Here is a 26,083-nt window from a genome sequence, read left to right as displayed (position 1 = left end):
AACTAAAATTGTTGGGACTATATATACCCATATGCACATACCCCCCATGGTCCCTGCCCAGGGGGTATAACAACAGATACAATAACCAACTGTGATCGTGGGTATTTGTTGGGTATTGAGGTGTATGCTCTGTATCACGTATAAAAACTACACGTACCTTTTAAAACTAATCTTTCACGCCTGCATCGTCTACTTATAGTCTATTTTTTTAATGCAATACCTTTATCCTGCTGTATTTATTTGATTTTCTTGGGGACTCATAATCCCTTGGTCCTAGGTTCGAGTCCTAGTGGGCCCACCAAAAATAAAAACAAACATCTCACCCTCTTAATGGCAAGCTTGATTTGGCATTCCCGTGCCAAACCGGGACAGTCAGCAATTGATATTGTCATCGTTCGTTAAAATCCAAGAAAATAAACCACAGGTATATTTTTATTAGTTTAATTGAACCAAAATCTATCTTTAGTTCAATATTTGCTCTATAAATATACCATGGGTATACGTAAAGACGAAAAATTAAACCGATTACAGCAGTTGATTCCTGAGGGGGTGGCTGTCCCCAGCTCTTGGCTATCGGCCAATGGCTACACACCCCAGCTGGTTCGCAAATATGTACTAAGCGGATGGCTCAATTCGCTTGGCAGTCGTGTCTACGCTCGACCTGGTGAACCGGTTACCTGGGAAGGGGTAGTACTTGGGCTGCAAAAGTTGGGGCAGTTACGGCTGCATATCGGTGGCGTCACCGCCCTTAATCGCCAGGGTTTAGCCCATTACCTTTCACTCAGCGGCGATGCCAATGTCCATGTATGGGGTAAAGACCGGCCTCCATCCTGGGTCGAACAAGTTTCACTGAATGTCGCGTTGTCTTTTCATCACCGCTGTCTCTTTAGCCAGGAACCTGAACAGGCTTGGGTGATGCTGCCAACAAAAGTGCGTGACTGGACAATACGCGTGTCTGCTCCAGAGCGGGCGATCCTTGAAGTGTTGAGTGAAGTGGATGAAACACCTACCTCATTTTCCTTTGCCGCAGAGCTCTTCGAAGGATTGACCACAGCACGACCAGCCGTGGTAAATACCTTGCTGGAGTCTTGTGTTCACAATAAGGCGAAACGACTGTTCCTTTTTCTCGCCAACCACTATGCCTATCCGTGGACAAAGCGCATAGATTTAGAAGCCATCGATCTGGGGCGCGGTAAACGTTTGGTCACGCGAGGCGGCAGATTGGACAAACACTACCAAATAACGGTACCGGACGCCTTCCATGCTAAACCGGAATAACCCCTATTATCGTCAGGTGGAGCTTGTTATGCGTGTTCTACCGCTGGTGGCACGGGAACCTCGATTTGCCCTGAAGGGCGGCACCGCGATCAATCTGTTTATTCGAGACCTGCCACGCCTGTCTGTGGATATCGATTTGACTTATCTCCCTTTGGATAACCGGGATACCGCACTCTTTGCAATTGAAGATGGGGTGAAAGGGATTGCCGCTGATGTAGAACGCGTGCTTGCTGATACATCTGTGACTGCAATACCAGGAGAAGGTAATTACATTCAACGGTTGCAGATAACTGCCGGTGGTGTTTCGATCAAGCTTGAGGTCTCCCCGGTTCTCCGGGGTAGCGTGCTTGATGCGAGTGAGATCCCTGTCATGGATTCGGTAGCCGATCAGTTTGGTTACGTTGAAACCCATGTTTTGTCGCTGGAAGAGCTGTACGCAGGCAAACTGGTGGCCGCTCTCGACAGGCAACATCCCCGCGACCTGTTTGACGTGATGATACTGCTAGAGAATGATGGCATAACCTCTGAGTTGATGGAGTTGTTCGTTGTCTACCTGATAAGCAGCAACCGCCCTATTGCTGAACTACTCGCACCGAGACTGCAGCCTCTGCAACCTGTCTTTGAACAACAGTTCCAAGGCATGTCTCTGCAGATTGTTACAGTCAAACGATTGGAACATACCCGCCATACAATGATAGAAACCCTAAGGCACCAATTGACTGATCATCACAAGCGTTTTCTGCTATCTCTCAAGAGTGGAGAACCAAAATGGGATCTTCTGAAATACATTCATTCACAGGATCTGCCAGCTGTCCGTTGGAAACTGCAGAACATACAGCGCCTGACTTCAGAGCAGAGAGAGGAAGCGCTAAGCAAGCTACGAAAAACCTTTGATGATATGGCAGAATAACAGATCAACGTATTGGGTTTTGTTTGATCACTAAACTACTAAAATTATACCAAATATTGTTAACAGGTACTTTCTGTGAAGACACCCTTTCCCATCCAGTTTAACTACTGAATAAGTCGTCATATTTCTTGCTGCTTCCGCAGTTCTATTTTGATTTAAGCAGATAATGTCACAGCTGTCCCATTAACTTCGAAGGTTATGCCGTTAGCTGATGAATTGTCTTTAGCTTTTCCTGCAGATTGAGAGTTGAGACATGAAACGCTTCGCGTACACCCTCTCCCGCAAAGGGAGAGGGGCTTTAAGATTTGTGTGGGTTAGTCTGAAAGTTAGTGTGACTGCAATGAGATAATGTATCTTATTTACAACCACTTTAAGTGTATGGCAACTGATTGCTCAAATAGCCACTAGTGCGCAAACTCAGTTGGTTTTTCAATCTCATACAGAGCTTCATCGATGTTTTCCAATCGGCTTTCAAGTACTGCCCGGGCATCTTGCAAGCCGCGGTTGTAGTAATAAGAACCAATCTCTTCAGAGAAGAAATCCAGAAGAAACTCTGCATCGAACTGACCAATTTCTTGATCGAGTTTTTCACTGAAGTAGTTTTTGATCTTATGCACGATGAGCATTTTCTCATCGTTTGAAAACTCTATTGCAGACATGAGTTACTTCTTCTCCTTAAGCATGTTTCCCAGTTCGGCGAATGGGCTGTGGGTCGCTCTGTTTGCCTGTTTACCGTCGGATGCATCGCCGTAGCTGGAATCTTTGTAGCGGGAGTGTTCGTTATCGTGACAGTAGATGCACAACAACTCCCAGTTGCTGCCATCAGCTGGGTTGTTGTCGTGATTGTGATCCCGGTGATGTACAGTTAGCTCACGCAAGTTTTCACGGGTGAACTCCCTTGCGCATCGACCGCATACCCAGGGGTACATCTTCAACGCCTGCTCACGATAACCCTTTTCCCGCTGTTCCCGGTTTCGCCGTGCCTCGGCAACAATTTGATCAAGTTTGTCTGGTGAACTTTCCGATTTCATGTGAATCATCCCATAGCAATTAAGCTCAAGTGATTTAATCCATAGTCGACTCTTCTCACAACACAAATCAGATGACTCTTTTGCTGTGAAATAGTATCTAAATTCATATTTCTTGCCATTGCCTCATTTTAACTGATCTCTGTAACTATTCCTGACCCTGACACTGATTCGATCATTTTTTAGATCATCCGCATAGATTTTCTAGTTCACCACTGGAGCCAGGATGACAACCTCTTTCAGTCTCAACGAAAGAGCAGTTGAGCTCCCATGCCAACAACATAAACCAGTAATTATAGATTGCCATGGATCAAGTCAGAATGCGCAGACAGGTATTTGTTAAAATAATACAAGTTAAATCATATAATTAAACAAACTTCTGGTTATCTGGTCATGAAACAGTAGCCTTCTTGTAATATTTTCCATATCTCCACGAGAGTAATCTACTGATCAACCCATCGAGATTTCCCCCTATATCCCATAGGGTATATAGCGCCATATTTTGGCCGATAATCCACTGAACCATTGGATTATTGACTAAAATTAGCAGATGGGGAGGGATAAATAATGCGGGTTTGGCTGGTATCAAATCTTCTCGTGGTTTTACTCAGTTTTGGCGTACCTTGTCAGATGGTATCAGCCTCAGAGTTTCGTCTTGGCGTGATCAATGAGCGAACCGACAAACCCGATCATGCACTGACCCAATTCTCCGCCCTGCACCGCTATCTGGAGCGTGAACTGACCCCCCATGGAATCGGCCCTGTGAAGCTGGTTATCGCAGATGATATCAACGAAATGGCCAATCATATTGGCAATGCCAGGGTTGATGCTCTGATTGAGGGCGTAATGCCAACACTGGTGATCAAACGTCGTAGTGTCGAGCTGGAGCCGACCCTACTGGTCTGGCGAAAGGGACAGCGACAATACCACACGGTATTTTTTGTCCGCAGCGACAGCGGAATCAACAGTCTCGAACAGCTAAGGGGAAAGTCCATAGCCTTCGAGGCACCACGCTCAACATCAGCCTATTTCGTACCACGCGCCGAATTGTTGGCTGCAGGTATCCCACTTGGTGCTGACGAGGAGAGGAATCTCCCCTCAGATTCTGTGCGCTATGTGTTCGCTGATTCTGAGATCAATCAGGCCTATTGGGTACATCGTGGCCGTACCGATGCTGGTGCTTTCAATAATGGTGACTGGGATCGGCTACCAACTGGCATCCGTAAAGACCTGAAAATCATCCACCGCACACGACCAGTAGTACGTTGGCTATTCTCCTTTACACCCAAGGTTGAGATGTCAGTGCGACAGGCTGTAGTCGAGGCATTGCTGGAAGCGCATACCAACGATCTTGGACGAAAGGCACTGCAGGAGGCGGCGCGTATCAAACAGCTGGAGCGTCTCAACGATCAAGACCGGGAGAACCTGAATTACTGGTCAACCGTACTTGAAAAGAGCCAATGAACCTTTCCCTACGCAAACTTAGTACTAAATATGCACTGCATTTTGCTGCATTTCTAGTTGCAGTCATTCTTCTGATTATCACTCTGTCGGGATATCTTGTGTTTCAACGCACCAATGAAATGCGTACAGAATTAGTCGAGTCATTTTCAGCGGTGCACACATCATTTGATCTTATTGCCCTTCATAACAGTGGCAACTACCTTAGCAACCGGCTGTTCAACCCTTTATACAACATCGACATTTCGACTCTTAACGAGGAGCTGACTCAGATCCAGAGCTGGCTGCAACCGGACTCCCTGTTGATCCTCGACACCCACCGTCGTGTTGTTACCGATGGCTCAATCGAAAACCCAAGCTATGGGCAAAAGGTTGATATCCCGGACAATCTAATACCTGGTAGCCCAGTTATTGTACCGACCCAGGATGGCGATCTGCTCTATTTCGTTGTCGGTTATGGTGATGAGATTGCCGGGTATGCAAGAGTCGAAACATCTGATTTGGGTCATAAACAACTCTCTAACGTTTTGGCAACTGAAGTAGCCAAAGCATGGCAGGAATTCCAAGAGGGCTTCCTCTTGATAGCTGTCGCCAGCCTGGGGCTGGTAGTCATCATCACAACGATTATCAGCTGGCGTCTGTCGGTTTCACTATCACGCCCTCTCCGCAAGATGGCGGATGCAGCAGAACACTATGCAGCAGGTAATCTTGAACACAGACTTATCGAAGACACCAGTGACGAGCTTGGCCGTCTTGCCGGTTCATTGAACAAAATGGCAAACGACCTTGATAAGGCAGGAAGGTTACTCGACCGGGCTCAGGAAATGGCCGCATTCGGCTACTGGGAGTGGCGACCGGGCAAAACGGATCTGGTGCTTTCATATGGCGCTTACAAGACATTCGGTGTCGACTATCAAGCATTTGAACCTGAGGTACAGAACCTGCTCAAGTATGTCGTACCGGAAGACCAGGAAAGGGTTTTTGCGATTTTGCAGGGACGTTTCAAACAGCCTGTATCAGCTAATTTTAACATCCGTCGTGCTGATGGTAAGTCCCGCACCCTGTTCATCCGAGGTGAACCCGAACACCATCAGGAGGATGGGATTGTCGGTTTTATCGGTACTATCCAGGATATCACTGAACAACAACGCTCCAACGAGCAGTTACAGCAGCTTGCAAACTATGATGCCCTGACCGGCTTACCCAACCGAAATCTATTCTATGAACGACTCAACCATACCATCAAGCAGGCTCGCCGCAGGCAGAGCGAATTTGCATTGTTATTCCTTGATCTGGATCGATTCAAATCAATCAATGATGCACTTGGCCACGATGTCGGCGATGAATTGTTGCGCCATGTCGGGAAACGACTGAAATCCATTGTCCGCGAAAGTGACACCCTGGCTCGCATGGGAGGTGATGAGTTCACACTGATCATCGAGGATCTCAATGAAGAGTTCAGTCCGCAAAAGGTCGCACAAAATATCATCCGCACATTGACACCGGCATTCAAGGTCGACCACCGTGATCTGTTCATCACAACCAGTATTGGCGTCGCACTCTATCCGAAGGACGCAACAGAAACTGACGCTCTGATCAAAAATGCGGATACCGCAATGTATCTGGCCAAGGAACAAGGAAAGGCAGTATTCAGCTTCTTCACCCCGGAACTCGACCACTTGGCTCATGAACGTCTAGCGCTCGAATCGGATCTGCGCCAAGCACTTGAAAATGACGAATTTGAACTGCATTACCAACCCCAGGTAGATAGTAATACCAATGAGCTGATTGCCATCGAGGCACTTTTGCGCTGGAGAAAAGATGGTGAACTGCAGTCAGCAGAACACTTTGTGCCAGTACTGGAAGAGACCGGCCTGATCACCCGCCTCACTGGCAGCATATTGCAAAAGGCATGCTATGCGCTCAGACAATTGGAACAGGGAGGCGTATCCGGCTTACGCATGTGTATCAATCTTTCAGCAGTGCAGTTTCAACAACCTGAACTGCTGTCACTCATCGATGAAGCAGTAAGTGAATCAGGTGTTACCCCTCAGCAGTTGGAAATGGAGATTACCGAGAGCACACTATTGGAACGTGATCTCAGCCAGTTAAATGCTGCAGAACTAGCAGCTCGTGGTATTCGGCTTGCCATTGATGACTTCGGTACAGGCTATTCCTCACTCACTTATTTAAAACAATTTCACGTCGACGCACTTAAGATTGACCGTTCCTTTATACGTGACTTAACCAATGATATAGAGGATGCTCAGATTACAACGGCACTACTTGGACTGGCACGAAGCCTGAAGATTGATAGCATAGCCGAAGGTGTGGAGAATGAAGAACAACTCGAAATGCTGCGCTCTTGGCATTGTGACCTGATCCAAGGCTTTCTGATAAGTCGACCACTGCCTTTTGATGAGCTCGCAACCTGGGTATCGTCAGCCCAGAAAGTGAAGTCAGTCGTTGATTCATCCGTATCTGTTTAATGTCAACCATTGCATTTTTGGTCAGACACCGCCTTCTGCGTTTGTGCTTGTTACCAGGGCTAGTGATTTGACAAAATTGAAGCCTATGACCATCCCATATTCAATCTGCTGCCAGCTACCGTTTTTAACTCAGCTGTTATAATGGATGATGTAACTTCAATTTAGAAATGCGTTTATAGTACCAATCGAAACAAACATTGTTGGAGATGGCAATGAGAGTCATCAAAGCTCCTTTCTTTATTTGCTGCCTGTCCCTTTTGACGCTTATCCTGCCGGCAAGCATACAAGGTGAAAATCACTCTAAAAGCAGTACCGCTTTAACCGCATCTGACACTGTTGTCGGTCGTAACCTTGAAGCACCGGTAAATACCAAATCACTATCGGAAAAATTTTGGTGGGACGAGGCATGGTATGAACATGGGGTAGTAGATAATCCAACCACCCATGAAGTGACCGAGCAAAGAGTCAGCTTCGTGAATCCATTGGATAACACAGAAATACCAGCAATAGTCTACAGACCCAAAAAATCCGGCAAATATCCAGGTGTCCTTTTCCAACATGGCAGGCGAGGTTTGGATGAGCTGGTTCAGCGTCTGCCCAGAAGAATGGCAGCGAGGGGATTTGTTGTTTTGGCCCCCGATATCTATTCGGCCAGATTCATTGATAAACTACCCATTGAACATCTACCTGAAACAGAGAGCGATACCAATGCCGCGGTCGATTATCTGCTGGCACATGCCGATGTTTCCACCTCAAAAATCTGTCTATATTCACACACCCGTGGAGGCTATTACACCCTTCAGGTAGCTGTTAAGTTCAAGCGGCAAGATACAGAAGTGGCCTGCTATCTCTCCTTTTACCCACATTGGCAGAATCCCAATGCAGAGGAGCCGATGCAGGTATACCGCTATGCTATCGAAGCGGACAGTCTACATATCCCGACAATGATCATAATTGGTGAGTATGAACAGTATCAGCGTCGACGCTCTATCGAAACTGCAGTCTTGTCTATGAAGCAGGCAGGTAAAGATGTACGCCTGATCACCTATCCAGGTGTTGGGCGCGGTTTCGATTTTCGACCCGGGCATGTACGCACTTTTGCCGATGAGCTGGCAACAAAAGACGCAACACTGCGTAGCGCCTCCTTTATGAAACAACACCTGGAGAGGTGGAAAAAACCGTAGTTTGACCCAATTGAGCATCGAAAATAGTGTTGCCGATATAACAGATAGGCGGCGGATCATCAGGTGAGAGTTCTGATATTTACGTTCCAAACAAGTTTAGATCCATAGGCTGCGGCAATCCATTAATTTTTTGATGGGATTTTTTGTTCAACAAAATAGTTCATTTAAATCACATACGTAGCAAACAAAGTTCAATTGCATTGCAATTAAAATATCAGCCATTGGTAGAGCATTGCTTGTAGCAATAGGCAGATTTCGGTTTATCATTCCCTTTCCACGCCTTTTTGTTCGCAGTTTGCCGATATAAAAGGAAATACAAATGAAAGCTTTAAAAAATGTTTTTTTTGCTTTCCTGTTGTTCAGTCATATTTCGTCAACAGGTGCTGAATCTCCTGAACCCAACAAGCAGCTCAGTGGTCATGGAGGTCCGGTCAATTGCGTTTCGATCAGTCCCGACGGCAAACAGGCCATCTCCGGCAGTCTCGACTACACCGTCATGTTGTGGGATCTTGATAACCCTCAGCCTAAGAGTACAAAACGTTTCCTGGAACACCGGGGTGCCGTGAGTGAGGTTCGCTTTCTGCCCTCAGGGGTTGAGGCTGTCTCCAGTGGAGATGACGGCACAATCTATCTATGGGATGTAAAACAACAAAAGTTGTTACACCGGTTTGTCGGACACCAGGCCAAAGTGGTTTCTGTCGATATCACAGTGGATGGAAAAATGCTGGCATCGGCAAGTTGGGATGGCACTGTTCGTCTGTGGGATCTGGCATCCAGACAACCTCTGCATGAGATCAAGGTGCATCAACAAACCATGCACGCTGTACTCTTATCACATGATGGACAAACCGTCTATTCGGGTGGTTATGATGGAAAAGTTAGAAGCTGGGATACAAAGACCGGTGATTTCATCAAAATTCTTCATGACCACGACTGGCCAATCAACATCATGCGTTGGTATTCGGATAAGATTCTGTTCGGTACGAGTAATGGTGATGTGCAGCTACTCGATGTAACGTCCACCACCATCTCCAAGGTACTCATACCCCATGAAAAACCCGTGATGGGACTCGCGGTATCGGACAAACATGGTCTGATTGCCAGTGGCGGCATCGATGGCGTGATCAGAGTATGGGACACCCAGGAGTGGTCAGTGATCGGTGAAACATCAGGCATACCCGGACCGGTATGGGCTCTGGCTTTTACCGCTGATGGCAAGGGTATCTATTTTGGCTCTCTTGATGATGAGGTTAAATTCTGGAAGATATCGGACACCGATAGTACGGACTGGGGTAAGCACCATCAACAGAGACGTTTTCAGGTAACCACTGGAGTGCCCCTTGGTGAGTTGCAGTTTGCGCGGAAATGCAGTGTCTGTCACAGTCTCAATCCCGAAGTGACCAATCGTGCTGGACCATCCCTGTATAAAATCATGGGTCGGAAGGCAGGCACACTCGCTGAATACCCCTATTCACAGGGTTTAATCCAATCCGATCTGGTTTGGACAGAACAGACCATGGATGAGCTGTTTGTTAAAGGACCCAATCACGTGGTTCCCGGCTCCAAAATGCCACTGCAGAAAATCCCGGATGGTGAAAAACGTGCAGCTTTAATCGATTATCTGAAAAACCAATAGATGATTACCGTACCAGGGGGTTGTTGCAGGAACAGTCAATGAAACATACAGAGTGGATGCGCTACTTTTTATGATTGCTGGCGGGAACCGTACGAATACGGCCCCCGCAGTTTGCATTAACCGTCTTCAGGTTTCTCTGTACACTCCTCATCGAAACAGCAGGCATCGATGCTTTGCGGTGTACATCCGCGATCACAGCAACTCTCATTGCAACCGCATTCACCACACTCCTTGGTCGAGATCTTTTCCCAAACCGTGTAGGCAAGCAGGTCCAGAGTCAGTTTTGAATTTTTCGGATCATCGCTCTTGATCACGATCCCTTGTGCTCGAGGACACTTCTCTTCAGCTTTGTAGCGTATGAGTAGATCGAGACTTGCACCTGGTTGGAGTGTCGCCGGAAACGGATTGTTGATCAGCTTCCAGTATTTACTCTGTCTGACCAGATCGACATGCGATACATGTAACGGGCAGTGGCCCAAGTTCGCCAGGGTCAATGTCCGTTCACCGACACAACAGGCCTTGACACCACCAATACAGGTCGACCCACTGATCGCGAGACGCCCCGACGGCGCCTTACCACTGACACGGATTGTCTTCGTGCCATGCGGATCATCACTTTTGATCTTGAGAGTACCCGCTTTCGAGCCGAAATCGTTAGGCTGGAATCGAATCGGAACCTGGATAGAGTCACCCGCACCGATCATCACCGGAAAGCTCAACACGCTTGGCACAACAAAGTCGCCACTTGATGAGTCGATACTTTGGATGGTCAGTGAACAGTGGCCGCTGTTGGAGAGGGTCAACATCCGGTCGGTGAAATCACCGACACAGGTGTTGCCAAAGTCTCCATTATTGGCAATCACCGAGACCAGGCGAGGTGGCGCGGATTTACCAGAGACATTCAGCACACGGATTCCATCGGGATCGTTAGAGAAGACTCGTATCAGGGCCGTCTTGTTACCGAAGGATGTGGGCTGGAAGCGTATCGGAACATCGATACTGTCACCAGAAGCGATCACAATCGGGTAGGAGCCGACACCCGGTGCTATGAATTCACCTGAATTCGAGACGATGTTGGTAATCGATAGCATACCAAACCCGCTGTTGGATAGGGTCAGCATCATATCTTTCGAACGCCCAATGCATACGTTCATGAAAGCACCGTTATCGGGTAATACAGTGACCAGTCTTGGTCGCAGTTGCACGCTGCGGATCGCAATATTATTGTCGTTGGGTACGAGGCGCCAATCCTCGATGGTGCGATCTGCATGGTATTTGTCAGCATGATCATCATCACCTTCAGCCGAAACCACCATCATCATACTGTCTTCACCCTCTTCATTCGGATTCGGAATCCACTCAAAGGGACCGACGACAATCTCTTCTCCATTGTTCGGTTGGATCGAAGCAGCGCCGATCTCCGTGGTCTCCATGGTTTTGAAATCTGTCGGCCAAAGGTGCCCCGCCATCGGCTTGCAGTGGAAACCCCGGACGTTGACATGATCGGCAGTCGAACTGCCACGGTTTTTGACTCTCACATAGGCGTAATTGGTGCCCAACACCGGTTCCTCATGGGTGCCTCCCCCATCGGGCTGATGCCGGTTCCAGATGGTTGTGGTGGCACGGTGATCGGCCAGATACGCATACTCACCACCACGTCCATCATCGATATAGACATCCACGAGTGGTGGATTACCGTCATTCAGATCCTGCATCTCGAATGACCATTCCAGAACCTTCGCATAGGCGCCACCCGAGAGTCCGCGGGTGGTCCAGTCACCAGCATCGGCGGTCAACAGCGCATCAAGGAAACCAGCCGGGGAGTTGGGATTGGTCGCAGGTGACAGAGTACTGACGGCACGGAGCATTAAATAGCACATGAAATGAGCCGAGAATTCACGGCGTGTCAGGTCTGTTGAATCGCCACCCATGCTGCGGTAGGCACGGAACAGGGTCGTTGAGAGGATCTGTTCTGACGAGTAACTACCGATGTCATTGGTGCCACCCCAGCCCCAGCCGGCAGCAGGATCACGGTCTGAGCGTCGTCCGAGAGCAGAATAGGGCCAGAGCAGAAAACGATCATTGTTACCCCCATTGTGCCATCCGGAATAGGGATCGTTCAGAATCATACCGAAGCTGTCACCGGCACTGTGGGCAAAACCGAAGTTGGCGCTGTTCACGTGATCGTAGAGGATGCCATGTCCACCAAGTTCGTGCAGCACCAGATACCAGTCGGAAGCGTTACCGGTTGGGGTTCCGCCGGTGTTGTCGATGCGACCGTAACAGGTATGGTCGATTCCATCACCGTCACCGATACAGTGGCCGTTGTTACTGCCACCGAATCCTCTGTGGTCAACATCGATCGGAAAATTCGTGCCATCGAAATAGCTATCCAGGGGAAAACCCAATGCTTCAACCAAACGAAAAAAACGGTCGTTGTGATAGTAGGCATTGACGGCGAGAAACTCATCGGTGCGCACTTCGTAATCGAAATCCACACCTTCAGGCTGTGTCGGTGGTGCGATATTGGGATTATGCACATTCGTCACCTGGACATATTCGCCGCTGAGAGATTGTGTTCCTGCTACGGCGGGATCAAGCCCGAGCAACTCCACATCGTCACGTAGGGGATTGAGCACAGCGTTTGTTTGACTCGCATCGTTTGCCGTATCCCCGGTTGATATGATCGGATCATAGGTAAAGACCAAACCGTTGACATGGGAAGTCAGCGCACGCAGATAGAGAATCTCGTCTGCCGAAACACTGACCAACAACCGCCAGTTCATTTTATGCCCCTGGTAGGGAAGCCGAATGATGAGTTCAGCAACGAGGTGCCAGCTGCCATCCTGCAACGAATCTGACAGGGCAGCAAGCGGCAGGGTTGGCAAATCTTCATGCTCATGTGCTTCAGCCGGATACTCCTGCTGTTTTTCAGATCGCTGCGGAAGGTCATGCTGTCGTCGTGCACGGTCGAGCTGATGCACATAGAATCGCCCGGATATCAGTTCAGGAGTCGCTCGCTGTTTGCCTTTACCCGATCCCTCGAGACTTGAACCGAGAATCTCTGTGAGCTGTGATGTTGCAGCGTTAATCGCCTGTTTTGATCGACTCTCCTCTGCAGCTGGGCCCGACTCACCCGCGCAAAAAAGTTTACGGTAGCGGTTGATGTCACGTGCTGCTGGAAGCTCAGCATCAATTCCCACCTTGCTTGTGTTGACGATTGAGAGAATACGACCGGTTTCATCGTTCAGGGTTACTGAAATCCCCGCCCCCCAGACCGGGGTATCGAGGTAGGTCTGGTCATAGACATAGGTGGTGGTATCGAAGAAGCTCTTTTTGTCAGCAAGATGAAACGATGGTCCCGATTTTTTTGGCTCGACATGGTTCGCGTTACGATCGAGCTCACCGAGCTCACTCATATCAAGATCAAATTTGTCCGCCAGCCGCCGTAGATGAGACTTTGCCGTGGCGGTGCCTTGGGTTGCCGAGCCGTTTTCAGTGAATGTGATTGCCCGGATGGTGCCGTCATCATCCCGGGTGGTGGTGGCGTTAAGTTCTGCTTCGAGGCGGTGTTTCATCGCTCTCCTCCGTTATTAGAACAATCAAAACTGCTGGAAATCCTGTGCAACAGGCATCCTTCCAACTTCCCTCACAAATAAACTGTTGGTCGTCAGCTTTCTCGACTCTCAGACAACTATTGCTTCTCAAGCGGGTGACAACCCGCCCTTGGAGGCGATGCGGGACGATATCCGAACAGTTGAGTCATGTAACAACAGCACACCTGGACCTGGTCCAATCCCTGTAGAGACCGATTTGAGATGGATGCTGAGTTCACTGGCTTGCTCCTTTGCCGGTCCTAAGATACCCCACAGCTTATGCAAAACTGAGGTTGAAAATCCTTTCCCGATGAGCCATCAGAGGCATCGGCCCCCCCAATAACTTGGGAGAACATGCATGGGAATGTAAATCCCAGTGTAGAGGGACGAAAATACTCTTTCAAAGTGAATGTTACCGTGCAATTGGGTCGAAAATCGGTTATGGAGAAGATCGAAACTGGAGTGACTCAGTTACCCTTTTTACAGAATATTCATCGACCGGATTGGCGTGTGCGATCACTTAGGGCCTGCTAACACTAATCCAACAGGCTCTATTACTATCGATATTTTCGAGGATATCTGGCCATCGGGATTCATCTCAAAAACATCCCAATTGACGACCGGACCGATAGTTCATCACATCATTTGGTAATCGATACTATCCCTGCTCTCCCATTGGACTGTATCAAGCACCCATCAACCATATCAATCCTGATTCACCCTATGATAAATTTTTTCATGTCACCATCGATTTAAGAGCCTGTCATTGCTAATGGTGTTTTTTGAAACTTGATGCAGTGACCAATGTCTATCAACTCAGATGCCACTAACCTGACGACCAAGTAAGTCGTGATCATAACTTAATAGGATTTTCTGATGCGTTTTTTCGCCCTCATACTTATGTTCTGCTTCACCAACCCACTGTTGGCCGATGCCGAGATCAAGCGTCTTCTGCAGGCCAAGGAAGAACCGGCCGGAGTGGTCTTTGAGATTCTTGAGGATGATGATGATGCCCTGGGCTGGGCACTGCCCAAAATAGTAAAACTCAGTGCCCGTTTACGGGAGCGTTTTCCTGATCTGGCGATTGCCGTGGTCACTCATGGCAGGGAACAATTTGCCTTGTTATCGGACGAAGCCGATGGTCTGCTGGCTTCAATTCATCAAGATGCCCGTCAACTACGGTCCGATGAGATCGATTTGCATGTCTGTGGCACCCATGCCAGTTGGGATGGATATACTCCAGAGGATTTTCCGGACTATATCGACGTTTCACCATCCGGCCCGGCACAAATACGTGACTACCAGAATCTTGGCTTTGTGTTGGTTGTGCTGCAAGGACCGGACTACGATTGACCTGCAATCCCAGTGACCAGTGATCTGATATTCCTGCTCTATTGTGGAGATGGATTCTGTGTTGGGAGCCTGTAGCGGATTGTGTTTATGATTTAAGTCCGCGAATGAACGCGATTAAAGGCTCATGGCTTTACTGATACAGATCGGTCTGGAGCCATTGAATCAAGATAAAAATAGACGCCAAGCACCTCCAATGAGTGCAAAAAACCAGAGCTTATGTTGCTGCATGTGTCCTGTCCAACTCCAAACACTCAATACAATTTGCGACGCTTATTACCATTCATTAGTGGACTGATTTTTCTTGTTCAGTAGCATGCTAATATGGTGAGCGGCATCCATTTAATTATGCTACTGATGATATAGATTTCATGTTTCCCAAGAACTGTAGTCCAAAAAAAACCCACCCTGATAACAGGATGGGTTTTGTATTGAGTTCTATTCAGCGTCCCTGCTGTTAAGCCATCTCCTTTTTAGTCCTCTACGAATTGGGCAACATTTGCATTCAAACCACGCTCGGGTCTGCTGAACTCATGGCAGGTTGAGCAATCAATGCCCTTATCCTTCACATGCTTTTCATGCACCTTGGTGAAGCTCATGCCGCCTTTGTTCTCGTGACACTGGGTACAAACCTCGGCTTCATTGCCTTTCATGCCGTAACCCAGGTCATTCGCCAGATCCATGCGTAATGGTCCACCACTCAGGCTTGCATGACAGGCACCGCACTCCAACGCTGCAGAGGAGTCTTCCACACCATGGTTGAGGGTTTGGAAGGTATGCACAGTTTTCACACTATAGCTGTCGCCAGATCTACCGGTCTGTTCCAGTGCACTCTGAACCGCAGTATCAAAACTGCCGGTGCGGAAGAACTCAAAGGTAGAATGTGCAATCAGACTGTTGCTTGCATCATGCACGGCAGACTTCGAGGTATGCTCCTTCATAGGATAGATCTTGGCATTCTGTGTGTTGACCCAACCATTGGGTTGGCCAAGGGTGATCGCATCACTACCGTCTTCCAGCACAGTTACCGGGTAGTCCGCCAGATCTTCACCCAGCACATAGACCTGACTGGTGCCATCGAACCAGTGGTAGGTCGGTGTCAGGTTCAATGCCTTATCCTCTCTTGGCAACCAGCCACCGCGACCGTTACAGGCTGCTGCTGAAAAGTGCGGATCTTCCCAATCACGATTGGTTTCAGTAGGCACTCCCTTGGCATAGGTCGGAATATGGCAGGTCTGACAGGCAACCCGGGTGGCATGCTTATCACGACTGCTGCCATTACGGTTGCTGTAGTCGCCGTGAGGCTGATCGTGGCAGCTTTCGCAGGTAAAGTGCTCAGCAACATCATTCGGTCTTAGATCAAGACCACGACCTTTCACACGATGACCGCCTGCGTCATGACAATCGGCACATGAGAGGTTCTCACCGCCTGAACTCATATGGATGTCAATGCTTGGAGCGGGATCGATCAGAGCGGATGACAAATCACCACGTTTGGTGCCGTCTCCGCCACCCGCTTTGGCATGACAGTTGAGGCATGACTTTCTGGTGGTCGCGTGTACTGATTGTGCTGCAGACACACGATCCTGCATCATCGGAGATCCACCCAGATCCACCAGGGTACTGTTGGCATCGGCCGGCTCGAACTCGAAATCAAGGCTGACCGGATCAACCACAGGAATACCCTGAGAACCGGTTCTGACAATCGGAGGCAGGTTTGGATCGGGTTTACCGTCTGCACCCATTTCGACGATTTCCAGAGGTTCGAACTCACCGGTTGGGAAGCGCTTATAGCTATCCTGATGGCACATCAGGCAGTCGATATTACTCAGTTCAGCCTGACGCGCTGTCTCATCAAGAGGCAGCTCGGAGTCGGGGAAACGTCCGTTGCCCACATGACAGCCCGCACAGGTAAACCGGGGTGAATTCAAATGGGAACCACAGTAGGTGTTGATGCCGATAGCGCCATCACCACGCTCACCGGCACGGGGTAAACCGCTGCTGCTGAATGGTGTCATATCATTGGTCAGGTTTAGGGTGTACCCGGACTGTTGATAGTGCACCGAACCGTGCATGGCCTCTGCCTGGTCTTCATGGCAGCTGATGCAGGTTGAGGGACCTTCATAGACAACGATACTGGCATGGGCCTCTGCAGCCGTCTGTGGCGGTTCTGTGGATGCTGCATTTACCGTAATCCATACACTGTCGGAAACACTCATTTCACCTTGATCATCAGATACCATCAGGGTGAATTCGTAGCTGCCTTCGGTGAGTGCTACGTCAGATAGAACTGTATCTTCTGGATTCGGTATACCATCCCATTGGTAACTGGCAACAGAGCCGTCCGGATCTGCAGAACCACTGCCATCCAGGGTTACAGTCAGGCTGGTCTGTCCAACACTGAGTTGATGATTCTGATTTGCTCCGGCATCGGCAACAGGCGCTTCATTAACCGGAGGTGGTTCTGTAGCTACTGCTTCAACAGTGATCAGCACGCTATCAGATGCACTTGATTCACCTTCATCATCTACCACGATCAAGCTGAGCTTATGAGAACCTTCACCCAGAGTAATTGAGGGGGAGACAATATCGGCAGGATCAGGTGAACCTGACCAGATATACTCGGCAACCGTACCGTCCGGATCGCTTGAACGACTTCCATCGAGGGTAACTGTCAAGCTGGTTTGGCCTGTTTGCAACTGTTTCTGCTGATCAACACCTGCATTTGCGACAGGTGCTTTGTTGACAGCTGGTTCAGAGTCACTGGTTGGATAGCAACCTTCTGGAGTCTGTTTTGTCTCACTGCTCATGACATCCTTCTCCACCTCACGACCCGTCGTCAAATTCACAACCCGGATACGACAGGGAAGTTGTTCCGGTGAGCGAAGCCTGGCAGTAAGAGTCTCCTTTCTCAACTTGGACTCTTTTAACACCTGAGCTGAGTCATAGGCATTTTCAATGCGTAATCTCTGCCCTTTGTCGGCAGTGGCCTTGACGACCAGCACAGACTTTTCTGCTTTCCATAGCGCCTTCTCGATTTTAAAGTCTGCGCCAATAGCCACACTGTTTGATAGTAAAACCAAAACCACTAGTGACAACATCTGGAAAGACAATCTGTTCATAGTTCTCATCCCAACCATTTCAGTATAAATACGGGCAACATCGGTTGTCCTGAAACACTTATGCCATTGGTCATTTGCATGACCACTCAGTATTTAATTGAGAATCTCAATGATGTACTGGTATGGGAAAATGCTACTTCTATGAACAGATAAAATCTGTGAGGTAATCCATCCATCACTTTATTAGTATCTATTGGAAATCCAATTTTGGGATAAAGATCACAAATAATTCAGGGTAAATATTTTGCCGTCATTTTGACTTGATCGACTTTAAAGCCGATTTTATAAAGTATTGATTTAGATCATAATTAAACCCGCTTCTTGGCCGAAACAGCTCTAATACATCAAAAATCAATCAGTTACTATTTCTACGACCGACCACCGACTAAAGAAGCACCTGACGCCGTAACCTCTGTCTAAAACAAGCCGACTGGGCATACCCACTCTCCCTGAAAACGTATAAAACACGTTTAATTTCTCTGCTGAGACTGGCTGTTCAAAGGCCAGGAATAGATCGAATATTGCCAGCAATCGAATCCGCTTGAGATCATGCCTGCTCCTGAGCGAGGTTAATCGATACAGGTTGAAATTCCTCAAAGGACTTGGCCACCTTTAACCCTGACTTCTGTGGCAAGCACCCGACACTTCACATAAAACTACGAAACAATCAATCCACTCGTGTGCGCACAATGTGGAACTCACTGATAAAAAGACTATTATTTAACAAAATGTAGATTGCGATAGATCAAGCGTTGTCATCTTCGACATATGAATGCCCGATCACGATTGAGTGCTTCAACCGAACCGAGAGATGAATGATCATTACTGGTTTCTACTTAATCCCTTTGGCAAATTCTGCGGCTTTCGATTTCGTGTCAACTTCAAAATAATTCTCTATTCCCTTCCCATCGGTTATCGGAATTTTGGAAATCGAGCACATGAGCCATGACTATCCGAGCAGTCAAAAGTTGATCATACGTAATATAAATGTCTTAAGGCCATCGAGCTCCTCTGCATTTGTAACCGTTAACTACAGATGAAACGTGACACGAAGTCCATTACCCTTGTATGGGAAACAATGCTACAACACCTGGCATCTGTTCATTCGGGTGAAGGTCGTGCCGTTTTTTGGTCATTTTTGTACTTCTTTTCTCTACTAAGCAGCTACTATGTTCTTCGGCCGATTCGTGATGAAATGGGTATCGTCGCAGGTGTTGACCAACTGCAATGGTTGTTTACGGGTACCTTCGTTGCCATGCTGTTGGTGGTACCCCTATTCGGTTTTATAACCTCCCGATTACAGCGCAAGCAGTTTCTGCCCTTCGTCTATCTCTTCTTCATATTCAATCTGATACTTTTCTATCTGGCCTTCGAATCCGAGTATTCACTGATTTATACCGCTCGTGGCTTCTTTATTTGGTTGAGTGTATTCAATCTGTTTGTCGTCTCAGTGTTTTGGAGCTTCATGACAGACCTTTACCAAAACCAACAGGCCAAGCGCCTGTTCGGGCTGATTGCCACCGGTGGGACCCTGGGGGCGCTGACCGGCCCGTTATTGACGGCAACACTCGTGCAGCAGTTGGGAACCAGCCAGATGCTGTTGATTTCTGCCGGATTGCTATGTCTGTCTGTTTTGTGCATACATCAATTGATCCAGTGGCAGTCAAAGAAATCCGGGGGAAAAAAGGATTGTAAACAAGCGATTGAGGATATTGAGAGGCCGATTGGCGGAAGCATTTGGGACGGCATCCTGCTGGTATTTCGCTCCCCCTACCTGATGGGAATCTGCGTTTTGATGCTTCTGTTCACCCTGCTCTCCACATTTCTCTATTTTCAACAGGCACAGATTATTAAACTGGCGGTTGCAGATTCCGAGGCACGGACCGCCCTGTTCGCCACCATCGATCTGGCCGTGAATGGACTTACCCTGGTAATTCAAGCCTTTATAACCGCCCGCCTGATCAAAGGGATGGGTTTGGCCCTGGTATTGGCGTTGATCCCGCTGTTACTCACAATCGGTTTCATAGCATTAGCACTGTTCCCAGTACTGCCTGTATTGATCACAGTCCAGGTGTTGAGACGTGCAGGCAATTACGCTGTGATGAGACCATCCAGGGAGATGCTCTATGTGGTGCTCAGTCGGGAAGAGAAATATAAGGCGAAGAATTTCATCGATACTGTTGTCTATCGTGGAGGGGATGCTGTCAGCTCCTGGATCTATACCGGCTTCCGCAGCCTTGGCATGAATCTCTCGACGATTGCCTGGATCGCTACACCGATCGCTCTGATCTGGGCCTGGGTGGCGTTCAGGCTGGGTCAGAAGCAGAACCGGATTGCAGCTCAAACCAATACACTGAATGGAGATGAGTGAAATGAAAAAAACCGATATCCACTTTGATAGACGTAGAGTACTGAAAACCATGGCAGGTATCGGCGGATTAATGATCCTTCCCCCAACCAGACTGTTTGCCGAACCGGCGACAATCATTAAGAAAGCGATCCCCGCCAGCGGTGAACTGTTACCGGTAATCGGTATGGGAACCTCCCGCACATTCGATTCTTCAGGCGATCCAAAACAGCTGCAAAACCTTGCCAAGGTGTTGAAGCTGTTTTTCTCCAATGGAGGCACCATGATCGACTCCTCTCCCATGTATGGCAGCTCTGAAGAGGTACTCGGTCAACTACTGAAAACAGAAACGAAAAAGAGCGAACTGTTCTCTGCCACAAAAGTGTGGACCAGTGGCAAAGAGTCAGGCATCAGACAGATGGAGAACTCCCGTCAACTTTGGGGAGTGCCAGGATTTGATCTGATGCAGATTCACAATCTGGTGGACTGGCAGGTCCACCTGGAGACATTAAAGGCGATGAAAGCGGCAGATAAGATTCGCTACATCGGTATTACCACCTCCCATGGACGGGACCACGATGAACTCTACCAGGCGCTTAAGCAACATGCTTTCGACTTCGTACAGCTGAGCTATAACATTGTTGACCGGGAAGTGGAACAACGTCTGTTGCCGCTGGCCAGGGAGCGAGGCATTGCGGTGATCGTCAATCGCCCCTTTGCCCGGGGCAGTCTCTTCAGAAAGAGCAAAGGCAAACGTCTGCCGGAGTGGGCCAAGGAGTTCGATTGCCATAGCTGGGGACAGTTTTTTCTTAAATATACCGTATCCCATCCAGCAGTCACTTGTGCGATTCCCGCTACCAGTAAAACCCACCATATGGTGGACAACATGGGCGCCTGTCACGGAGCCCTTCCCGATGCAAAGACACGGCTGAAGATGGCGCAATATTTCAAGCAGATCTAAAAACAGGATATGACTTTTGATAAGCTTTTGCAGGAACAACAACAGTTTGACTATAAATGATCTTTTTTTACAACTCTGGAGACCTTCCATGGATTCCATCGGTCAGCATAGGAAGCCTTATGGATAAATTCCATGATGTAGGTATAGGTCCTTACGAAACGCAGATAGAGACCGATATACATTTGAGTATCTGGAAACTGGACCAGCCAGCAGTTCAGTCCAGAAAAGCCGGACTCAGGAATCGGCCTTCCGAGCCGCATGATAGAGTCAACCTGTATGATCATTCATCGAGTAAGACGCCATCTGGAGAGACTACTGGCAGACCGAATATCCGCCACAACTGCATCCCTCCCCGGTAGTAGAGCAATTTCTGCTTGGGATAACCGACGCCTATCAAGCCCCGGATTGCGGTAGGAGACTGACCACACCAGGGACCATTACACCAAAAAACCAGCTGCTTTGCCTGACTGAAGTCCCATACCCCTTCAACAAGCCGAGCCCCTAAACGTTGTAAAGATTCCTCAAGGGTTATCTCGTCTGCACCCTGCTCAGGGTTAAGATGAGTAAATGGAATATTGATCGAACCGGGGATGGTCCCGCGCTCATGCCAATCTTCTGTCCTGGCATCGATCAGCAGGCCTTGCTGCTCTGCAAGCTGACTCTGTAAAAATGCGATCAGTTCAACTTCACCAATGGTTTCAATCCCATCCGCAACCTTCATTGGCTGGGCACAAAATGGCGGACAGGGTCTTGAGGTCCGTGCGAAATCAAACTCCAGCATTGCCTCGGTATCCTGATTACGACGGATGGTGATCATCTTACCCTGATGATTGACCTCAAATTCGTCAATCTGCGGTGTTATGTTTACCTCCAGCCCCTGAGCTGTCAGTGTAAAAAAAAGCATTCCCAAGAGAGTTAAGACAATCAGTTTAGAGTTCATCCTGTATTCCATCTTTAAAGCCATATAAGGTGTTTGTTGCTGATTCGAATAGATCGGCAGTTGCTACCAGTTGATTTTTTATATCTTATCCGGACAGTTGTTACCAACCCTTGAAAGGTATGGATTTTTGAAAAACGGCAATCAGATCCGACTCTCTGGCAGCTCCATATACTCCTGCCATTGATGATCCAATAATTCACACAAGGTTTCCGCAGACTGGCAACTCAATGGTTCGTTTTGCTGTTCGATAAGTTTGTAATCAACAAGTTTTTTCAGCCCATCCTCGATATCAAAGTCGATTGTGCAATCAAACTGTTCCATCAACCAGGTTTCACAAGCCGAATCAAGCTCCATACTATTATTGATCTTTTGCAGGTTGATCAGGCCATAGGCAAGCAGCGTCTCTTTGATCTCTTCCTGTCGTGCCTGATCGATCAGATAGGTGATTGCCCCCATGTTGTTATCAAGATTATTGAAGTAGAGATTCTGTGCCAGGGAGGCCATATACCGGGTTCGCTGCACAAACACTTTGTTGATTTGACGCCACAGTAATGCCGCGAAACCTGCGACAGCCATAATGATCGCCAGAGGTGAAACTGCAGCAGTTAATTTGCCAATGGTAGCCACCAAGCCACCAGCCGTACCACCACCACCGGTAACCGCAAGCTTTATCTTATCAATGGTTTTCATTCTTATTTTACAGTCAGGAAAAAGCATTTCGAGATCAGGCCTTAAAATATCTTTGAACAACTTGATATGAATTCCTGACTTGTGGTGTTGTTTTGGATAGTGAAGCAGCAAGCAGATTCTCTGATATGCGATCAGATTGACACTCCGTTTCTTGATGAACAAGGTCTTCCAGTTCCGAACCATCACGGTACGTTGGCTTTTTGCACGATAAAACAGAGAAACATCTGTAAATTGATCAAAATCGATCTTTACATCCAGACCGTAGGGAGAGGTTTGCTCCAATGCGTACTCAATCTGCTGTCGAGTGAGTTCACTATAATTTGCCTCATGCAACAGTTGCTTTATCTGTTGGATTGCATCTGCAGATTGAATCGATTCATCATCCTCAGCCAATAGTTCACGGTCAGGATTGAAGGGTTGATAGAGCTGCTTCAACTTTATCAATCGATCAGAGAATTGCAGGGTAATCAGTCGTCTGATCTTATGCACAACCCTGACTTGTTCAGTGGACAGACCCGCCCTGACCAAGGCGCTAACCAATCGGGACGTACTAACAGGTATGAAGTGATCGAATTGAGCAATACTTTTGGGGTTTTCCATCAGGTCAGTAACCGTTTTTATGATATTGACGGATCAGGGCTTATTGCCCCTGTTATTGATACTCATTGGGGCTGTGGCCGTCTGGTTCGAGTTGTGGCTTGTCTATCCGGTGTCCTAAGGTTCCCGGTTGAATTGATCACGCCGTTTTCAACTCAGAAGCCCGATTGTCATTTTCTGCTGACTCGATGACTGCCTGGGCCAGTGTCTCCAACGCTTTCATCGGCACCCCCTGTTTATGCCGGATCATTACGGTTGGCACCATCGACAGGTGTGGTGGAATCTGCTCTATCGCCAGCTCATCAGCATAACGACTCTGTGCAACCACCCAGGCAGGCATCAAGGTACAACCCAGACCGACCGAGACACATCCGAGTATGCCGTCCAGGGTTCCCAGTTCCATAACCTCGCTGACCTGCTGACCACACTCTCTGTGCCAGGCCAGTGCCCGGGCCCGATAGGCACAGCCTTCACGAAACAGGATAAGCTGGGATTGGCAGTCGCTTCCTCTGGCCCGAACCAGGACCAGCTCTTCACGACCGATGTCACAGACCAATAACTCCTCCTGATCCACCCTGCCGGCTACAAAAGCACACTCCAGTTTATGATTCAATACCCGCTCAACCAGTGCGGATGAAGTATCGGTCACAACTCTCAGCTCCACCCCTTTGTGACAGGCTTTTAATCTTTTCAATGCAGGCGCCAGGCGCAGGGAAGCAAAGGTCTCCATGGCGCCGATGCGTAGTTCACCGGATTGCTCGCCAACCTGCCGAACCGCCATACCCGCCTGATTCTCCAGTTGCAGAATCTGGCATGCATACTCATACAACACATGACCGGCGGGCGCCAAGGCCAGACCTCGCCCCTTGCGATAGAAGAGCTCTGAATTCAGCTCCTGTTCGAGCCTTTTGATCCTGCTGGTCACATTGGACTGAACTGTATTCAGCTTTCTGGAGGCTGAGAGTATTCCCCCCTCCTCCACCACCGCCTTGAATGTTAAGAGTGAATTCAACTCCACAACCATTCTCCAATTCAGAATGAATTCTTCTGTAATATTCGCTTTATTTGATACATAGAAGTATGTAAGTTTTGACCATCAAACTCAAGGGCGACCGATGAATCAAAATAGAGAGCGACTGAAGATACTGGTAGCCGGCATTCTCAGCCTGATCCTCACCCTGGGTATCGCCCGATTTGCCTATACGCCCCTACTTCCCATCATGCAGTTACAAGCCGGACTTGGTATCTCGGAAGCGGGCTGGCTTGCCTCGATCAACTACATCGGCTACCTGTCCGGCGCGATTACCGCGGCCCTGATCAGCGACCTCATGATTAAGGACCGGTTATACCGGATTGGATTGATCGTCGCGGTGGTAACCACAATCGGCATGGGAATGACGGAGAACTTCTGGATCTGGTCCCTGTTACGATTTTTTGCCGGCCTAAGCAGTGCCGCAGGACTTTTACTGGGATCGGGACTGATTCTCAATTGGCTGATACGTCATGACCATCGCAGTGAACTGGGTATCCATTTCAGCGGTCTTGGGGCAGGAATCGCAATCTGTGCAGCACTGGTTGAAGTCATGAAGTCACATCTGGATTGGAGCCAGCAGTGGCAATTACTGACTCTGCTCGGATTGATCCTGATCTTCCCCGCCTGGCGTTGGCTGCCTCGCCCTGAAACCCAGAGTGTGACCCAGAGTGGACAGACCATGACTGACAATCCACCAAGCCCACTGTTTCTACGTCTTTTTATGGTGGTCTATTTCTGCGCCGGTGTGGGATATGTTGTCAGCGCCACATTCATTGTGGCCATTGTCGATCGACTGCCCGGCCTCCAGGGCCAGGGCGCCTGGACATTTCTCTTGCTCGGCCTGGCGGCAACACCGGCTTGTATCTTGTGGGACCTGATCGCACGTAAAACCGGCTACCTGAATGCTTTGATCATCGCGTCAATCTTACAAATCATCGGTATTCTGCTACCGGTTGTTAAGGCTGATCTGCTCCTCGCCATGCTGGGTGCGGTTTTATTCGGAGCCACCTTCATCGGCATTGTCAGCCTTGTACTCACAATGGCAGGCCGTTACTACCCAACCCGACCCGCAAAAATGATGGGGAAAATGACCGTAGCTTACGGCATCGCCCAAATCCTGGCCCCTGCGGTGACGGGTGCTGTTGCAGCTTATAGCGGCAACTACCACCACGGACTCTACTTGGCAGCCGGGATGATGGTCATAGGCACAATCCTATTATGGTATTTGAAGCGTATCGAACAGCCCAACCAGAGCTAGGATATATATTCATAAACTGAACGAAAGATTTTCATATTAATCCAAATCCCAATAGCACCTCTCCCACTCCCCACTGCAATCGATCAATTAATTCCCACTCTCTTTTATCTCTTTTATCTCTTTTATCTCTTTTATCTCTTTTGTTCTTTTTGAATTACAATTACTGTAGTCAGTAAATTATCTGAATTCATTTTATCGGGTGC

General features: G+C 48.4%; 17 protein-coding genes. 10 read left to right on the top strand and 7 right to left on the bottom strand.

Annotated elements, in window-relative coordinates; all coding sequences use genetic code 11:
- Positions 1-444 precede the first annotated feature (444 nt).
- Positions 445-1,278 (top strand): type IV toxin-antitoxin system AbiEi family antitoxin domain-containing protein, encoded by an 834-nt coding sequence (locus A3193_RS03655; protein ID WP_235614891.1) that lies wholly within the window; start codon positions 445-447, stop codon positions 1,276-1,278.
- Positions 1,279-1,306: 28 nt separating this feature from the next.
- A complete protein-coding gene (locus A3193_RS03650) occupies positions 1,307-2,188 on the top strand; it encodes a nucleotidyl transferase AbiEii/AbiGii toxin family protein (protein ID WP_235614890.1) in 882 nt (293 codons plus the stop codon).
- A 404-nt stretch (positions 2,189-2,592) separates the two neighbouring features.
- Here A3193_RS03650 and A3193_RS03645 read toward each other — a convergent pair whose 3' ends face one another.
- Together A3193_RS03645 and A3193_RS03640 are read right to left on the bottom strand one after the other, a co-directional pair.
- Complete coding sequence (locus A3193_RS03645; RefSeq protein WP_069004805.1) at positions 2,593-2,847, bottom strand: DUF2164 domain-containing protein; 255 nt, start codon at positions 2,845-2,847, stop codon at positions 2,593-2,595.
- Positions 2,848-2,850: 3 nt separating this feature from the next.
- Positions 2,851-3,219 carry a YajD family HNH nuclease gene (locus A3193_RS03640; protein WP_069004864.1) on the bottom strand — a complete coding sequence of 123 codons (369 nt, stop codon included), beginning with the start codon at positions 3,217-3,219 and terminating at the stop codon, positions 2,851-2,853.
- Between the two features lie 627 nt (positions 3,220-3,846).
- Between A3193_RS03640 and A3193_RS03635 the strand changes: the two genes are divergently transcribed.
- From A3193_RS03635 to A3193_RS03620, 4 genes are all read left to right on the top strand, one after another.
- A complete protein-coding gene (locus A3193_RS03635; protein ID WP_162272514.1) occupies positions 3,847-4,680 on the top strand; it encodes a phosphate/phosphite/phosphonate ABC transporter substrate-binding protein in 834 nt (277 codons plus the stop codon).
- A complete protein-coding gene (locus A3193_RS03630; RefSeq protein ID WP_069014103.1) occupies positions 4,677-7,166 on the top strand; it encodes an EAL domain-containing protein in 2,490 nt (829 codons plus the stop codon). Before A3193_RS03635 ends, A3193_RS03630 begins: the two co-directional genes overlap by 4 nt.
- Before the next feature lie 212 nt (positions 7,167-7,378).
- Positions 7,379-8,350 carry a dienelactone hydrolase family protein gene (locus A3193_RS03625; protein ID WP_083218270.1) on the top strand — a complete coding sequence of 324 codons (972 nt, stop codon included), beginning with the start codon at positions 7,379-7,381 and terminating at the stop codon, positions 8,348-8,350.
- 319 nt (positions 8,351-8,669) lie between these two features.
- Positions 8,670-9,986: a c-type cytochrome gene (locus A3193_RS03620; RefSeq protein WP_069014102.1), complete on the top strand. Its 1,317-nt coding sequence runs from the start codon at positions 8,670-8,672 to the stop codon at positions 9,984-9,986.
- 116 nt (positions 9,987-10,102) lie between these two features.
- Here the strand turns inward: A3193_RS03620 and A3193_RS03615 are convergent, their stop codons facing one another.
- Positions 10,103-13,564 carry a choice-of-anchor D domain-containing protein gene (locus tag A3193_RS03615; RefSeq protein WP_069014101.1) on the bottom strand — a complete coding sequence of 1,154 codons (3,462 nt, stop codon included), beginning with the start codon at positions 13,562-13,564 and terminating at the stop codon, positions 10,103-10,105.
- 894 nt (positions 13,565-14,458) lie between these two features.
- On the opposite strand from A3193_RS03615, the gene A3193_RS03610 reads away from it, so the two are divergent.
- The gene (locus A3193_RS03610) at positions 14,459-14,935 is read left to right on the top strand and encodes a DsrE family protein (protein ID WP_069004800.1); all 477 of its coding nucleotides are present in this window, start codon (positions 14,459-14,461) and stop codon (positions 14,933-14,935) included.
- A 470-nt stretch (positions 14,936-15,405) separates the two neighbouring features.
- Here the strand turns inward: A3193_RS03610 and A3193_RS03605 are convergent, their stop codons facing one another.
- Complete coding sequence (locus A3193_RS03605) at positions 15,406-18,054, bottom strand: PKD domain-containing protein (protein ID WP_162273727.1); 2,649 nt, start codon at positions 18,052-18,054, stop codon at positions 15,406-15,408.
- Between the two features lie 1,036 nt (positions 18,055-19,090).
- On the opposite strand from A3193_RS03605, the gene A3193_RS03600 reads away from it, so the two are divergent.
- Together A3193_RS03600 and A3193_RS03595 are read left to right on the top strand one after the other, a co-directional pair.
- Positions 19,091-20,425, top strand: a complete 1,335-nt coding sequence (locus A3193_RS03600) for an NTP/NDP exchange transporter (protein ID WP_069014099.1) — start codon at positions 19,091-19,093, stop codon at positions 20,423-20,425.
- 1 nt (position 20,426) lies between these two features.
- On the top strand, positions 20,427-21,362 hold the full coding sequence (locus A3193_RS03595) for an aldo/keto reductase (RefSeq protein WP_069014698.1): 936 nt from the start codon (positions 20,427-20,429) through the stop codon (positions 21,360-21,362).
- 280 nt (positions 21,363-21,642) lie between these two features.
- Here A3193_RS03595 and A3193_RS03585 read toward each other — a convergent pair whose 3' ends face one another.
- The 3 genes from A3193_RS03585 to A3193_RS03575 all read right to left on the bottom strand — a co-directional run bounded on the left by A3193_RS03585 (position 21,643) and on the right by A3193_RS03575 (position 24,601).
- Positions 21,643-22,302: a rhodanese-like domain-containing protein gene (locus A3193_RS03585; RefSeq protein ID WP_071932387.1), complete on the bottom strand. Its 660-nt coding sequence runs from the start codon at positions 22,300-22,302 to the stop codon at positions 21,643-21,645.
- Positions 22,303-22,443: 141 nt separating this feature from the next.
- Positions 22,444-23,592, bottom strand: coding sequence for a DUF3754 domain-containing protein (locus tag A3193_RS03580; protein WP_083218545.1), 1,149 nt, complete (start codon positions 23,590-23,592; stop codon positions 22,444-22,446).
- A gap of 136 nt (positions 23,593-23,728) precedes the next feature.
- On the bottom strand, positions 23,729-24,601 hold the full coding sequence (locus A3193_RS03575; protein WP_305781998.1) for a LysR substrate-binding domain-containing protein: 873 nt from the start codon (positions 24,599-24,601) through the stop codon (positions 23,729-23,731).
- Between the two features lie 103 nt (positions 24,602-24,704).
- On the opposite strand from A3193_RS03575, the gene A3193_RS03570 reads away from it, so the two are divergent.
- Positions 24,705-25,880, top strand: coding sequence for a YbfB/YjiJ family MFS transporter (locus A3193_RS03570; RefSeq protein WP_069014096.1), 1,176 nt, complete (start codon positions 24,705-24,707; stop codon positions 25,878-25,880).
- The last annotated feature ends 203 nt before the right edge of the window (positions 25,881-26,083 follow it).

Origin of the sequence: Candidatus Thiodiazotropha endoloripes (genome assembly GCF_001708965.1) — a bacterium.
In the GTDB taxonomy this organism is placed as follows: domain Bacteria; phylum Pseudomonadota; class Gammaproteobacteria; order Chromatiales; family Chromatiaceae; genus Thiodiazotropha; species Thiodiazotropha endoloripes.
Note: the sequence above shows the minus strand (reverse complement) of the source record. Positions and strands in the feature narration are given on the sequence as shown.

Coding starts and splice junctions, on each gene's coding strand:
- A3193_RS03650 (WP_235614890.1), top strand. CDS start 1,307: ATGCGTGTTCTACCGCTGGTGGCACGGGAACCTCGATTTGCCCTGAAG.
- A3193_RS03625 (WP_083218270.1), top strand. CDS start 7,379: ATGAGAGTCATCAAAGCTCCTTTCTTTATTTGCTGCCTGTCCCTTTTG.
- A3193_RS03580 (WP_083218545.1), bottom strand. CDS start 23,592: ATGGAAAACCCCAAAAGTATTGCTCAATTCGATCACTTCATACCTGTT.
- A3193_RS03570 (WP_069014096.1), top strand. CDS start 24,705: ATGAATCAAAATAGAGAGCGACTGAAGATACTGGTAGCCGGCATTCTC.
- A3193_RS03585 (WP_071932387.1), bottom strand. CDS start 22,302: ATGAACTCTAAACTGATTGTCTTAACTCTCTTGGGAATGCTTTTTTTT.
- A3193_RS03620 (WP_069014102.1), top strand. CDS start 8,670: ATGAAAGCTTTAAAAAATGTTTTTTTTGCTTTCCTGTTGTTCAGTCAT.
- A3193_RS03640 (WP_069004864.1), bottom strand. CDS start 3,219: ATGAAATCGGAAAGTTCACCAGACAAACTTGATCAAATTGTTGCCGAG.
- A3193_RS03635 (WP_162272514.1), top strand. CDS start 3,847: ATGGTATCAGCCTCAGAGTTTCGTCTTGGCGTGATCAATGAGCGAACC.
- A3193_RS03630 (WP_069014103.1), top strand. CDS start 4,677: ATGAACCTTTCCCTACGCAAACTTAGTACTAAATATGCACTGCATTTT.
- A3193_RS03615 (WP_069014101.1), bottom strand. CDS start 13,564: ATGAAACACCGCCTCGAAGCAGAACTTAACGCCACCACCACCCGGGAT.
- A3193_RS03595 (WP_069014698.1), top strand. CDS start 20,427: ATGAAAAAAACCGATATCCACTTTGATAGACGTAGAGTACTGAAAACC.
- A3193_RS03610 (WP_069004800.1), top strand. CDS start 14,459: ATGCGTTTTTTCGCCCTCATACTTATGTTCTGCTTCACCAACCCACTG.
- A3193_RS03605 (WP_162273727.1), bottom strand. CDS start 18,054: ATGAACAGATTGTCTTTCCAGATGTTGTCACTAGTGGTTTTGGTTTTA.
- A3193_RS03600 (WP_069014099.1), top strand. CDS start 19,091: ATGAAACGTGACACGAAGTCCATTACCCTTGTATGGGAAACAATGCTA.
- A3193_RS03645 (WP_069004805.1), bottom strand. CDS start 2,847: ATGTCTGCAATAGAGTTTTCAAACGATGAGAAAATGCTCATCGTGCAT.